Source organism: Enterovibrio gelatinilyticus, assembly GCF_028683095.1.
Lineage (GTDB): Bacteria > Pseudomonadota > Gammaproteobacteria > Enterobacterales > Vibrionaceae > Enterovibrio > Enterovibrio gelatinilyticus.
In genome coordinates, this window is sequence record NZ_JAJUBC010000002.1 from 285,339 (window position 1) to 299,387 (window position 14,049).

At 46.5% G+C, this 14,049-nt stretch carries 12 protein-coding genes; 10 read left to right on the forward strand and 2 right to left on the reverse strand.

The features are described 5' to 3' along the window. The first annotated feature begins 26 nt into the window (after positions 1-26). Positions 27-905, forward strand: a complete 879-nt coding sequence (locus tag LRP50_RS02870) for a LysR family transcriptional regulator (RefSeq protein ID WP_274162975.1) — start codon at positions 27-29, stop codon at positions 903-905. 85 nt (positions 906-990) lie between these two features. Here LRP50_RS02870 and LRP50_RS02875 read toward each other — a convergent pair whose 3' ends face one another. Continuing rightward, on the reverse strand, positions 991-1,554 hold the full coding sequence (locus tag LRP50_RS02875; RefSeq protein WP_274162976.1) for a YbhB/YbcL family Raf kinase inhibitor-like protein: 564 nt from the start codon (positions 1,552-1,554) through the stop codon (positions 991-993). Between the two features lie 170 nt (positions 1,555-1,724). After that, the gene (locus LRP50_RS02880; protein ID WP_274162977.1) at positions 1,725-2,252 is read right to left on the reverse strand and encodes a single-stranded DNA-binding protein; all 528 of its coding nucleotides are present in this window, start codon (positions 2,250-2,252) and stop codon (positions 1,725-1,727) included. A gap of 400 nt (positions 2,253-2,652) precedes the next feature. Here LRP50_RS02880 and LRP50_RS02885 point away from each other — a divergent pair, with 400 nt between their 5' ends. From LRP50_RS02885 to LRP50_RS02925, 9 genes are all read left to right on the forward strand, one after another. Continuing rightward, complete coding sequence (locus LRP50_RS02885) at positions 2,653-3,330, forward strand: LuxR C-terminal-related transcriptional regulator (protein WP_274162978.1); 678 nt, start codon at positions 2,653-2,655, stop codon at positions 3,328-3,330. A gap of 247 nt (positions 3,331-3,577) precedes the next feature. Continuing rightward, entirely contained in the window at positions 3,578-4,195 is a 618-nt protein-coding gene (locus LRP50_RS02890; RefSeq protein ID WP_274162979.1) for a calcium-binding protein, read from the forward strand. Between the two features lie 272 nt (positions 4,196-4,467). Next, positions 4,468-5,085, forward strand: coding sequence for a calcium-binding protein (locus LRP50_RS02895; RefSeq protein WP_274162980.1), 618 nt, complete (start codon positions 4,468-4,470; stop codon positions 5,083-5,085). Between the two features lie 122 nt (positions 5,086-5,207). After that, positions 5,208-6,917 carry a type I secretion system permease/ATPase gene (locus LRP50_RS02900; RefSeq protein ID WP_274162981.1) on the forward strand — a complete coding sequence of 570 codons (1,710 nt, stop codon included), beginning with the start codon at positions 5,208-5,210 and terminating at the stop codon, positions 6,915-6,917. Then, a complete protein-coding gene (locus LRP50_RS02905) occupies positions 6,917-8,206 on the forward strand; it encodes an HlyD family type I secretion periplasmic adaptor subunit (protein ID WP_274162982.1) in 1,290 nt (429 codons plus the stop codon). Before LRP50_RS02900 ends, LRP50_RS02905 begins: the two co-directional genes overlap by 1 nt. Before the next feature lie 427 nt (positions 8,207-8,633). Then, positions 8,634-10,031: an undecaprenyl-phosphate glucose phosphotransferase gene (locus LRP50_RS02910; protein ID WP_274162983.1), complete on the forward strand. Its 1,398-nt coding sequence runs from the start codon at positions 8,634-8,636 to the stop codon at positions 10,029-10,031. Between the two features lie 8 nt (positions 10,032-10,039). Continuing rightward, positions 10,040-11,248: an outer membrane beta-barrel protein gene (locus tag LRP50_RS02915; protein WP_274162984.1), complete on the forward strand. Its 1,209-nt coding sequence runs from the start codon at positions 10,040-10,042 to the stop codon at positions 11,246-11,248. Further along, positions 11,245-11,766 carry a polysaccharide biosynthesis/export family protein gene (locus tag LRP50_RS02920; protein ID WP_420791171.1) on the forward strand — a complete coding sequence of 174 codons (522 nt, stop codon included), beginning with the start codon at positions 11,245-11,247 and terminating at the stop codon, positions 11,764-11,766. The genes LRP50_RS02915 and LRP50_RS02920 overlap by 4 nt, the downstream gene beginning before the upstream one ends. Positions 11,767-11,799: 33 nt before the next feature. After that, on the forward strand, positions 11,800-14,025 hold the full coding sequence (locus LRP50_RS02925; RefSeq protein ID WP_274162985.1) for a GumC family protein: 2,226 nt from the start codon (positions 11,800-11,802) through the stop codon (positions 14,023-14,025). The last annotated feature ends 24 nt before the right edge of the window (positions 14,026-14,049 follow it).

The following is a 14,049-nucleotide window of genomic DNA, read 5'->3' on the forward strand; positions in this document are numbered from 1 at the left end:
CGATACTCAACCAAAAGAATCAAGAGATGGATTGGATAACCTGCGCCAAAAGCTACATTACCGTTGTCGACATGGGGTCATTGGCACAAGCCGCCACGAAGCTCAACACCTCAAGCTCTGCACTATCAAAGCGCTTGGCTTGGTTAGAAAACCAACTGGGTGTGCAGCTACTGAAACGAACGACGCGCAACCTCACGATGACGGATGCTGGACGCTTGTTTTACCAACGCGGAAAATTGTTACTCGACGATTGGACACAGTTGGTGTCTGAAACGACGTCCACGTATGGCGAAGTCAGTGGTGTATTACGCATTGGCGCACCTCTTGCGACAGGCAGTCGGCTATTGGTGAACAACATAGGGGAGTTTCTTTCTGCTTACCCCAACATACAGGTAGAACTTCATACGCTGGCGCCAGGGCAACTGCCCGATCCTCACTTGGATATTGTGATTACCCGTGAACTGGCTGACTTTAACTCCGCCAGCTTTATTGCAACGAAATTGTTTGATTTTCAGCCGCGATTTTTTGCCTCGCCCACTTACCTTGCGCAGCATCCACCAATTATCGAACCCGAACAGTTACTGCAACATAACTGCTTGCTTTATGGCTCGACGAGTCACCCTCAGGAACATGAGTTTGAGCACGGCCGACGTTTACTGTTAACCGGTAACTTTGTTTCGCCAAACCCAGAAGCTTTGGTGAATGCCGCTGTCGCGGGGTTAGGGATCATTCTGGTTGGAGATGTCACCATCAGAAAAGAGCTAGACCAAGGGCTGCTTGTTCCCGTTTTGTCCGATGTGCGCCAGCCCAAAAGCCCCGCTTACGCCTACTACCCAAAGCTCGAATACAATCACACGAAAACCCGCTTGTTCATCGATTTCATCAAGCAAAAAGTCGTGCAGTAATCACCCGCCAATTGGCCTGATTGGCTCGATATGAGAGCTTACTGACTCGCAGGATCAGGCGACACCACTTACGCGAATTAGGACACTACTTACGCGCATTGGTTGGCGCGATTAACTGCGCTTCTCCTATTCGGTGTTGAAGAATGTAATACCCCGCTAACGCGGGAGAGCCGTTAACAGGCACACCGAGTTTTTCAACATCCAGAGCATACACGGTAATTTGATAATTATGAGGAGATGCTTTCGGCGGAGGACAAGCACCACCAAAGCCATGAAATCCAAAATCATTGCTCTGCATTTGTGCGCCTGCTGGCATTAATTTTCCATCTTCATTACCAGCATCAAGTGGCAATTGGTTAACACCCGCAGGAATATTGATCATCACCCAATGCCACCACCCGCTCCCTGTTGGTGCATCAGGGTCGTACATCGTCACGGCAAAGCTTTTGGTTCCTTCGGGGATATCTGTCCACGTCAATTCAGGAGACATATTCTCTCCCTGACAATCCCATTGATTGAATATTTGCTGAGACTTTAGCGTCTCACCTTCAACAACTTGAGGGCTGACCAATGTCATGGCTGATGCACTTATGGAAAGCCACGTAAGGGATATCGCGGCACTCAGGCAATGTTGAGTCAAACGGTTCATATCATCTCTCCGGCTATGGCAAATAAAGCCACAAGAGTATTGCTGCAATAGCCGAGATCATGCGGCTCATTCTTGATACTCGTTTCATTTAGTCCTTGTATCGAAAAGCTCACACTCTAGAAACGAAAAACCCCGCAAAAGCGGGGTTTTTGAATCGGTTTGTCTGACAATTAGAACGGAATATCGTCGTCAAAGTCAGGCATATCGTTGTACTGTTGCGGCGCTTGCTGTTGAGGCGGTTGCTGCGGCGCTTTCTGCGCTGGTTGCTGCTGGTAAGCTGGCTGCTGCGGTTGACCCCAGTTGCCTTGTTGTGAACTTTGCTGCGCAGGTTGACCTTGGCCACCCATGCCACCACCAGAACGGCTATCTAGCATTTGCATTTCATTCGCAACGATTTCAGTCGTGTAACGATCTTGGCCATCTTGACCCTGCCATTTGCGCGTTTGCAAACGACCTTCCAAGTACACTTTTGACCCTTTTTTCAGGTATTCACCCGCGATTTCAGCCAAACGACGGTACATCACCACACGGTGCCATTCTGTCATTTCTTTGTTTTCACCAGTGTTCTTGTCACGCCACGTTTCTGAGGTCGCAACAGTCAAATTGGCAACCGCACCGCCATTTGGCAGATAGCGAACTTCAGGATCGTTACCCAAGTTGCCAATCAAAATTACTTTGTTTACACCACGGCTGGCCATATTTTGCTCCCAAACCTTCTTCATTGCGTTATCAGTTTCTTTGCGGCGATACGCGCAAAGACGATATTTAGACCGCGATGATAACAGAAGCCTGAGCATTGTTCACAGGCTTTCAATTGAAACTTAGAACACCGTATTGCTTGTGTCGCAACATGATGAAAACCTCGCAATATTGTTGAAACGGGCCAGACAGAAATCAGCGATATCAACCAATTTGTATTAGACTTACAAAGAGCTTGCTAGAGTCGCCGTTGCCAACGCTTCGTTAGTAAGTTCAAAAAATGATACGAATGGCTTTCTGATTGCGCTTTAGAATGCTGCGGAAAACATGGTTAATCTGTTACTGTTGACATGTTACACAAAAGCGCAACATCTTCATCAAAAGCATTTAGGGATACACATGCAAACCATTGAGACTACTTCTGATAAATACACGATTCTTCTCGTGTCGGAACCAAGCATGACGATCACCGCGTTAATTTCATGCTTGGAAAAAGAGATTAAAAGTAGTGTGTCTTTAGTCGAGAAGCAGGGCATCGCTGACGATTTAGCGACGTCATCAGGACTGGTCTTGATCGATTTAAGTGCTTTTGAAGGCGATACCGTCAATTTTGTTAAGCAAAGTCTCTCTCCATTTAGCGAGCAGCATGTTTTTGCGCTTTTTAACGCACATGATTTGTCAGCAAAAGAGCTGGCTAGTTGGCCGTTTATTAAGGGTGTGTTTAGAAAAGAAGATGATCTTGAGCACCTTTGCCACGGTATCGAAAAAATGCTTTCAGGTGAGTATTGGTTGCCAAGGCAAAAACTGGCGGAATTGATTCACTACTATCAACAGAACAACAGCAATACCATCGACTACTCTGAAATCTGCTTAACAAATCGTGAGCAGCAGATATTACGCAAACTTGTCACTGGTGCCTCAAACAGCGAGATTGCAGATGGCCTGTTTGTATCAGAGCATACGGTAAAGTCGCATTTGTATAATATTTTCAAAAAAATAAATGTAAAAAACCGAGTCCAAGCCGTCTTTTGGGCAAAAAACAACCTCTCCGTCATCGGGCTTGATTACCAAGGATGATGCATCAATAATTAATTTCCCCATAGAAATTCCCTCGTACATCGTCATAAAAGAGACGATCCCGTTCTCATTTTCATCTCATAATATTAGTCGCAATGCGTAGCAAGCCGTTTCAAATAATTCCTCATAAGTAGCTTGCCGCGTTGCAGTATGCAAAGGTGCGAGGACTACAAATTCAGTGTCGATGTCCGCATCCCATCTATTCGCTTTAAGACTTAGGTATATTCAATAATAGAGGGTTAGCATTATGGCTATTGTATTAGGTACTGACCTAGTGGATACACTAGACGGTACCAATGAAAGTGAACTAATCATTGGCTTCTTCGAAGACGATGTCATTGTCGGCTATGATGGCGATGATTTCATTTGGGGGGGTCGTGGTAACGACAGAATCACTGGTGGTGCTGGTGATGATCGTGTTGCGGGCGGCGAAGGTGACGATCGCGTGGCTGGGGGTAGCGGTGACGATATCCTTTTAGGCGGCAAAGGCGATGACGTCGTCTTAGGCGGTACTGGCAACGATAAACTGTATGCGGTGTCAGGCAATGACAAGCTATATGGCGGAGCCGGTGACGATTGGCTAATTAGCGGCAGCGGCGACGACTTCATGTTCGGTGGTTCAGGAGCTGATGTGTTCAGATTCGACAACATCCTGGGCACCCAAACAGGTCACGACCGAGTGGTTGATTTTGAAGTAGGTATCGACTCAATCTTTATCAGAGCAACAGGTGATACTGACTTCGACTCTCTGGCTATCAGCCAAGTCGGAAGCTACACCTTGGTGGATTTAGCTGACGGTTCAAGTTTTATCCTTAACGGTATCACGGCAACAGATCTAACTGCTGACGACTTCCACATCGTTTAAGACAAAAGCAACAATCACCTAGGCAATAAGCAATAAGCTTATTGCCTATTTTATCCCGTTGTAATTGAAATAATTTTCGCTCACCCCCCCAGCCCTCCCTAGAATCGGTGCGTTATTTCACTCTGTCGCTCACTACTAAGACACCTTTTTTATGTCAACTCAGTCAAAGTGTTACCCGCTTAACTTGGCGCGTTCAACAATCGCTGTTATCGAACCTGCCAACAGTAATGATCTCAAGTAAGAGCACACAATTTAAAGAGAAGGAAGTGGTAATGACGGACATTAATGGAACTATAGACGCTGATGTGCTGGATGGAACCAACAACGAAGACCTCATTTATGGCTTAGATGGTGATGATCGCATCATCGGCTTCGGCGGTGATGACACAATTTTTGGTGGCAAGGGTGACGATTTCATCATTGGTGGCAAAGGTGATGATGTAGTCAGAGGCGGAAGTGGCGATGATCTAATACGCGGCGGCACTGGCAACGACACGCTTTATGCTGGCGTAGGCAATGATTATGTCTTAGGCGGCACTGGCAACGACACGATTTATGGTAATTCAGGCTCCAATCGACTGTATGGTGGCTCGGGTGATGACAAGTTAGTGAGTGGCACGGGTGACGACTTTTTGTTTGGTGGCAGTGGCGCTGACACCTTCATGTTCGACAACATCCTCGATACTCACACTGGCAATGACCGCATTGTGGACTTTGAGGTGGGTATCGACACTATATTCATCCGCGCAACGGGAGATACTGACTTTGATTCACTCGCACTGACTCAGGTTGGCAACAATACGGTGATTGACCTTGCCGACGGTTCAAGTGTCATTTTGAACAATGTCTCCAGTACGGAGCTCTCCGCTGACGACTTTCATATCGTCTAATGTAACCAAGCTATACTCAAGGCAATCGGTCAATGAGCTGGTTGCCTTTTTTTAGAGATCATTTGTGTAGTCGCATGGTTGCAGTATCAACAACCTAATGATCCAACGTCAATGGATACGACATGTCTCTTTCTACAGAAAAACAACTTCAAACGACCATAGAGCAATGTAAAAAAGCATTGTTGTTTGTGATTGCATTCAGTTTTGTTATCAACATATTAGTATTGAGTGTGCCGCTCTACATGCTCCAAATATATGATCGTGTGATTAGTTCTCGCTCTATCGATACGCTTGTTCTGCTCACAGCTATCACAATATTCGCACTGCTCACAATGGCAGTGCTGGAGAATGTGCGAACCCGAATCATGGTCAGAATTGGCGCATGGTTTGACCAGAGTTTATCGCCAGAGATTCTCAGTGGTAGCATTGCTTTGCAGCTACGACAGGGGCTATCAGCTTCCGTGCAAAGCTTAAGAGACATTGCCGCTATTCGAGCATTTATTGGTGGCAATGCAGTGATCCCTGCATTAGATGCGCCGTGGACACCTGTATTTCTGGCGTTCATATTCCTCTTGCACCCCCTACTTGGCATCATTGCGACAGCTGGTGCCATCGTCTTGTTTTGCATTGCTATTCTCAATGACGCCATCACTAGAAAGGCACACAAAACCGCCAATGAGTCAGCCATATTAGCCATGCAGCAAGCAGAATCTGCCGCAAGAAATGCTGATGCAATTGAAGCCATGGGCATCATGCCCAACTTCATCAGAAATTGGTCTGAATTAAACAACAAAAGCGTCGATAGCCAAGTCTCCGCAAACTCAAAGGGGGCTCTTCTCACTGCAACATCAAAATTTATAAGAATGTTGCTTCAGATCGCGATGCTTGGTGTCGGTGCATGGTTGGTCATTGAAGGTGAGCTAACTGCTGGTGCCATGATAGCTGGCTCAATTCTCATGGCGCGTGCGCTCGCACCTGTTGAACAGTCAATCAGTGCGTGGGGTACGGCAATTTCAGCAAGACAAAGCTACCAACGCCTGAAAGAACAAATCCCTGCTTTCCCTGAGCGCGCAAAGTCCATGCCTTTGCCAAAACCTCAAGGGTCTCTATCCGTCGAGAAGGTCACCTACTTTCACCCAGGGCAACCCGAACCTGTTTTGCATGGAATCACATTCAAAATTAACGCAGGTGAGGCCTTAGGCATTATCGGCCCATCTGGCACAGGTAAATCAACACTTGCACGGTTGATGCTCGGAAATCTCACCGCAAACGCAGGCACGATACGATTAGACAATATGGACGTCGCGAAGTGGGACCCTGATGATCTCGGCCCTCATTGTGGCTATTTGCCGCAAGATGTTGAGCTATTCCCTGGCACCATAAGGCAAAACATTGCTCGCATGTCCGATGGCGAGCCCGAGCTTGTTATACAAGCTGCAAAACTCGCAGGTTGCCACGAGTTAATCCTGCGCCAACGACAAGGCTACGACACGGTAGTGGGTGAACGCGGCCTAGGCCTTTCTGGCGGTGAACGCCAACGTGTGGCGCTCGCACGAGCTTTATATGGCGACCCCAGCCTCGTTATTCTTGACGAAGCAAACGCCAATCTTGACGGTGTCGGAGAGGTCGCGCTGCAACGCGCTATTGCCTATTTAAAATCCCGCAAGGCGACTGTTATTTTGGTAGGACATAGACCAAGCATGATGCAATCCATGGATAAACTACTCGTATTACAAGACAGTCAAGTTCGCGCATTCGGTGAGCGTGATGAAGTGCTGAAGCCATTACTAGAACAAAGCGCTGCAATCTCGTCCAAAGGAGGGCAAAAATAATGGCCATTCCTGCTATTCGACAACTCGCCCTGTTTGGTTTTGGTGTCATTATCCTGTTTTTTGGCACATTCGGCGTTTGGGCGGTATTTAGCCCATTGGAAGGCGCATCTATTGCGCCAGGCGTTGTCACCGTAGATAGCCAACGCAAGACGGTTCAACATCTTGAAGGCGGCATCATCGACAAAATCGTGGTGACAGAAGGGGCGAATGTACAGAAAGGTGAAACACTGATTCTGCTTGATGACACACAGGCTAGCGGTCAGCTTGAACAATACACTAGTCGTCAACGCAATGCGCTTGCACGTGAGGCGCGCTTGATCGCCGAGCGTGACAATCTTGACTTCATTACGTTTTCTGAGCAACTGGAGTCAAATACGCAGGATTCACGGGTAGAGGAAATTTTGACCAACCAACGGCGAATTTTCAAAGCGAGAAATAATTTTTATGCGTCCCAACAAGAAGTGATCAAGACACAACTCGCCCAGAATCAAGCTGAATTAGACGGTCAAAAAAAGCGCCTTGAGATAGAAAAACGCCGCTTATCAATCATTGGGGAAGAGATCTCGGGTAACCGACAGCTCGCAGAAAAGGGCTACGTAAGCAAAACCCAAGTGTTGCGTTTAGAGCGGGAAGAAAGCCAGATATTAAGCACCATCAGCCAACTGCAATCTAACGCCAGTCGTTTAGCTCAAAACGTCGCGGAAAGCCGAGCTCAAATAAAAGAGCAGGAGTTGGAGAGAATTAAAGAAGTTGTGGAGCAGCTACGCGAAACGCGACAAGAACGTTACGAACTCGATGAGCAAGTCGCGGCAGCGAAAGATATTCTCAACCGCACCAAGATTGTCGCACCACTCTCAGGGACAGTATTAAATCTGCAAGTCTTCTCAGAGGAAGGGGTAATTTCACCCGGTCAACCACTACTCGATATTGTTCCAAATAACGAAAGCCTCGTCATTGAAGCGCGTGTCGACCCTTCTGACATTGATCAAGTTCGGTCAGGAATGAAAGCGCAGATCCGCCTCACAGCACTTAGCATGCGCAGTATAAAGCCTCTTGATGGAGAGTTGCTCACGATTTCAGCAGATAGATTGGTCGATGAGCAATCCGGCTTAGCCTATTACCTTGCCAGAGTAGAACTCATCAACAGTGCCACCGATCTTCTGAATGGCATCGTTTTGTACCCAGGTATGCAAGCGGAAGTCATGTTGCTCACTGAGCCCCGCACTCCCATCGAGTATCTGGCGAAACCTCTCACGGAAAGTTTAAATCGCGCATTTCGCGAAGAGTGAACGTGGTCATCAAGCCTCATGCTTACTTAGTATTTATGCATGAGACTTGAAAGTACCCAAATCAATTTAGACTGAGCGCACGAAGCCAAAACGTTGCTGTACATCTACTTTCTGAGCTATGAACAAGGAAAAAAGAGACATAGATAACACTTACAGACCTGCATTTTAAGCCAGTTTACAAGACTATTCGTGCATAAATATCTAGCAGTATTCACATTGCACGTAAAAATCCGACAAACTTCATCTTCTTTCTTTGCTCTCGGCCTGTTCTACTTATCCAATACTCAATAACGGTAAAACGCCATTATGAATGCCATCAGTGTTAGAGAACCTAGCGACCTTGGGTAGCGTAGTTTACTTTTAAGAGTAAGAAACAAAAAAAGTGATCACTCAATACAGATCACTCAAATATATGAGCTCTAATTTTATGGACAGCAGAAAAATTCGCACACACGGAACCGAATCCGCGATCATGTATAGGCTTTGCGATCTTGCGGTCATTGGCGGTTCACTCGTTTTAGCAAGCTTCTTATACTTGGGAGCTATTAGCGAAGACAACTTATTGCTAGCCACACTAATATCAATTTGCTACTTGCTGTTTGCAGAAAGTTCACACCTTTATCGCTCGTGGCGTATTAGTAATTTCCAAGGTCAAGTGGTAGCGACATTGCTCCCATGGCTTGGAGCTTGTCTTGCCTTAGTGGCTTACTTTTTCTTCACGCAGCGCGGTATTGAATTCTCACGCGTTGTCATGACCATGTGGTTTGCGTTTGGGGCAGTAGGACTTGTGCTATGGCGCTTCCTTGCACGTATCGCACTCAGCAGACTTCGTAATCACGGTATCAATACGCGTTGCGCCGCTATCATTGGCACCACAGCAAACGGAATCGACCTTGCTCAAGAGTTTCAACGCAACCATGCTCTGGGTATTAAGCTTGTCGGTTTCTACGAAGACAGAAATGTTGATCGTATTGAAGGTACCCTTCCTGCTCCCATGCTGGGTAAAGCGGATGAGGCGCTAGAACAGGCTAAGCAAGGTAAGCTTCAACATGTTTATATCGCGATGCCAATGCATGCCAAAGACCGCATTGCGCGCTACCTCAATCAGTTTGCAGACACCACAGCTACCACGTATTTAGTTCCAGATTTTTTCACTTACAATTTACTGCACAGCCGCTGGCAAACCATCGGCCACGTCCATACGCTTAGCGTACACGATACCCCTTTTAGTGGTTTTTCGGCTTGGTCTAAGCGCCTTGAAGACATCATTCTTTCCATACTGATCCTGATCCTGATATCGCCGGTGCTGGTGGTTATTGCTATTGGAGTGAAGCTGTCATCCCCTGGGCCAATTATCTTTAAACAGCATCGATATGGGCTTGATGGCCGCAAAATTAATGTCTGGAAGTTTCGCTCAATGTCTACCACCGACAATGGTGATGTTGTCAAACAGGCCACGAAAAATGACCCACGTGTCACTCGCTTTGGTGCTTTCATTCGCCGCACTTCTTTGGACGAACTCCCTCAGTTTTTCAATGTACTGAGAGGCTCTATGTCAATCGTTGGCCCGCGTCCTCACGCGGTTGCACACAACGAACAATACAGGGACATCGTTGACCGCTATATGCTGCGACACAAAGTGAAGCCGGGTATTACTGGGTTGGCACAAGTCAACGGTTACCGCGGAGAAACAGACACCCTAGATAAAATGGAAAAGCGTGTTCAATTCGATCTGGAGTACATCCAAAACTGGTCTCTTTGGATGGATATTAAGATTGTTATTGCAACTGTATTCAAAGGCTTTGTAGGCAAAAGTGCTTACTAGGGATTGTCGTGATTCGCAGTCATTTATGGGTTGGTATTTATTTGTTTTTTCCTCTGTCAGTGGCAGCGGTTGAACCTTTGGCATATCAAACAGAGAACGGCATTGACATCATTCCCACGCTAAAAGTGAGTGCGGGCAGTAATGACAATGTTAGACGCACGACTGATAACACGGTGAGTTCACCCGAGAGTATCGTCTCACCCAAAGTGATGGCGTTATTAAAAACCAATCGCTCAGCGTATCAGTTTGATTATCGTTTTGACGCGGTCAACTATAGCGATAGTAGCGATGATAACTACATCGATCACCAAGCACATGGTGCGGGATTCTTTGTCTTTGACGTTCGTAATCGCTTGCTCGTTGATTATGTCTACAACATCACTCATGAGCCTCGAGGAACAGGTCTTACAGAGGGGTTCAGCCTCGCAGTGAACGAACCCATTCGATTTCAACGTCATAATTTAAAGGGTCGCTATACCTATGGCGCAGCAGGTACAAAAGGTCGATTAGTTGGGATTGCGGGATATGAAAGTAAAGAGTACGACGATGTCACATATATTCGTAATGGTCGAACTCAACAAACTCGCTACTTCAATTGGAAGCAACCTTATCTCGCTAGCGAATTTTATTATGCCGTTTCCAACTATTTCTATGCCGTCGCCGTCGCAAGCGTAAAAGACCGTAATTATGAGTTTATTGACCCGACGCCTGGTATCTCACGAGATAGCCTAGACTCGGCACTGTATGGCGGATTGGAATGGGACATCACGGGTAAAACCCAAGGGAAACTGCTCGCTGGGATACAGAATAAGGATTTCTCTGACTCGCGGCGTAAAGACTTCCAAGGGCTCATTTGGCGAGCCAATATGAGTTGGGCTCCGACCGACTACAGTACGTTTAAGCTAGAAGGTCGTGACTACGCGAGAGATCCTAATATCAATGCTGACTACGTAAAAGACCGTTCAGTACAACTGGATTGGGAACACAATTGGACACCTAGGTTCATGTCAATTGCTAGCGCTCGTTACGGTACAAATGAGTACCCTCTCGGCGTGCGAAAAGACGACGATACAACATACGAACTCACTCTCGTTTATAGCCTGAAGCGTTGGTGGGATGTTTCTTTAGGAGTGAGCATATTTGAACGTGATTCTAGCTTAGTCGGTTATAGCTACGAGCAAACACGACTATTTATTGGCATGGAGGTAAGTTTGTGATTCATCGATTTTTGTTGCTTATTGCACTATTACTGCCTTTCGCAAGTGGCGCTGCAACAACGGAACAATATGTGCTGGATGATGGTGATTACATCTCCATTAATGTGTATGGGGAAGAGGATCTTTCCATGCAAATATTACTCAGCACACGAGGACGTTTTGACTACCCCTACTTGGGACGTTTAGAAGCGGCAGGAAAGTCTGTCAGCCAACTACAACGTATTATTGAAAGTGGACTTCGTGGCGATTATTTAATTGACCCTAAAGTGACCGTCAATGTCGTTAAGTTCCGCAAATTTTATGTCAATGGTGAGGTGCACCACCCAGGCGGATATGACTATCAGCCGGGTTTAACCATTGGTAAAGCCATTGCCATTGCTGGCGGTTTTACCGACAGAGCATCACGAAATGATATTCAAAAGACAGAAGCCAAGAATGGAACAACTCAAAATAACGTTGGCCTGTCACAAGCTGTTGGACCCGGCGACATCATCGTAGTCGACCAGAGCTTTTTTTAGTTAGCGCTGCGAGAATAAAAGGAAGTAATCAGCATGAAACTTATCGAGCCTAACCCGGCCAGTGGACAAGCACGCCTAGATCTTAGACGTTACTTCAACGTCATCGGTCGCTATTGGATTCCAATTGGCTTGTTTGTCACTGTTTTTACCCTTGTTGCAACACTGCTTATTCTTTCCATTACGCCTAAGTATCGTGCAACGGCAACACTGCTGATTGAATCTCAAGCAAGCAAAACTATCTCTATTGAAGAGGTGTATGCGCTAGACACAACAAAAAAAGAGTATTATCAAACCCAGTTCGAGATCCTCAAGTCTGATTCCTTATCGGAAAAAGTTATCGATGAATTAGGTATCGCGCAGATTTATGAGTTTAACAGTCAAGTGGGTAAGCCTTCCGGCCGAGATAAGCTGCTTACTTTGCTCCATAACATTGATTTTCTGCAGACCTTTTTGCCTAAGCCCACTCCGCTAACTGCGATCGTCGACAGCGACACTGTCAACCAAGAAGTGCTGAAGGCGTTCAAATCTCATCTCACCATCGAGCCCATTCGCAACACACAAATGGTCAGAGTTCACTTTGATTCTGTCAATCCTGAGCTCGCAACACGCGTCGCGAATGCATTAGGGCAAGCCTATATCGAGTCCAACCTAGAAGCGAGACTGGTGGCCACGCAAACAGCCGCTGGGTGGATTACCGATCGCCTCGGTGAGCTCAAAGACAATCTTGATATCTCCGAAGCTGCTCTCACGCAATTTTTGAAAGACGAGGGGCTGATTGAGCTCAACAATATCAACGAACTCGCGGGCACAGAGCTCACCAGCCTGACAATTCGAGTGGCTGAGGCCAAAGAAAGACGTGTCGCCGCGGAAAGTTTATATTCACTCATGCAAGGAAGTGGGGCCGGTGCTGCCGCCTTGTTATCCGTTCCCGAAATATCTAATCACCCGCAAGTTCGTGATGTTAAAAATGCCGAAATCGATGCTGAAAGAAATGTCTCTGAGCTTTCAAAGCGCTATGGCAATAAGCATGACAAGATGATTCAGGCTCGTGCACGCCTAAGTGCGGTTCGTAGTCGAGCCAATTCTGTGATCAATGAATTAGCGCGTGGTATAGAAAAAGAGCTCACCAATGCTCGAAAACAAGAGGCATCACTGATTGCTGCGCTTGATAGCAAGAAGCAAGACTATCAAAACATTAGCTCAAAACGTTCCCAATATGAGTCACTGAAACTTGATGTTGACTCAAGCCGCCAGCTTTACGATTTATTCCTAAACCGACAAAAAGAAACCACAGCAACCAGTGATTTCGAATCCGTCATCGCTCGCTTCATCGACAAAGCAAAAACTTCACAAGATCCGTTTCGCCCACAAACAAGCAAATTAATTGCGATCAGCATCGCACTCGCCTTATTGCTCGGAATTGTCGGCGCGTTTTTAGCGGATGCTTACCGCAACACAATTGAAAAACCCGATGATGTTGAGGAGAAACTCGGATTGCAGCATTTAGGCTTTATCCCTCAAGTGAAAGTGAAGCGCTTCAAGAATGCGCCACTAGATCACACGTTATATCTTGATCCCGATGCGACACAATTCAGCGAGTCAATCAGGACTATACGAACTTCTGTACTGCTCACGCTAACAAACAGTAAGCGAAAAGTGCTCTGCGTGACTTCGTCTCTTCCCTCTGAGGGCAAAACGACCGTCGCACTTAACCTGGCTCAGTCACTTGCTAAAATGGAACGTACCCTGCTCATTGATTGCGATCTTCGTATGCCTGCCATCGGGCAACGTTATGGCTTACCTCGCAATCAAACAGGGCTAACCAACGCGTTAGTGATGGGAACACCGGTAAGTGAATGTATCTATCATGATGACGAATCTTCGCTCGATATTTTGCCCGCAGGATTATTGCCACCTAACCCGCAAGAACTCTTAGGCTCACAAAAATTTGCCTCACTGCTCACTGAACTGAAGCAGAGCTATGACCGAATCATTCTCGACACTCCTCCTGTACACGTAGTGAGTGACAGCTTGATCCTCGGACGATTGGCCGGAGGAATGATCCTTGTTGTCAAAGCAGAATCCACGACAGAGAAACAAATCAATGACTCAGTCGGGCAAATGTTACGCCATGACATTGCCATTGATGGAGTGGTGCTAAACCAAGTTTCAGGCAAATTTTCAGATGCAAAATATAAGCTGCATTACGAATATTACAACGCAAACAAGCAAGGCGATAAAGCACTCGAAGCCAGTTAGAGCATGAGTGCCAAAAAAGGAAAC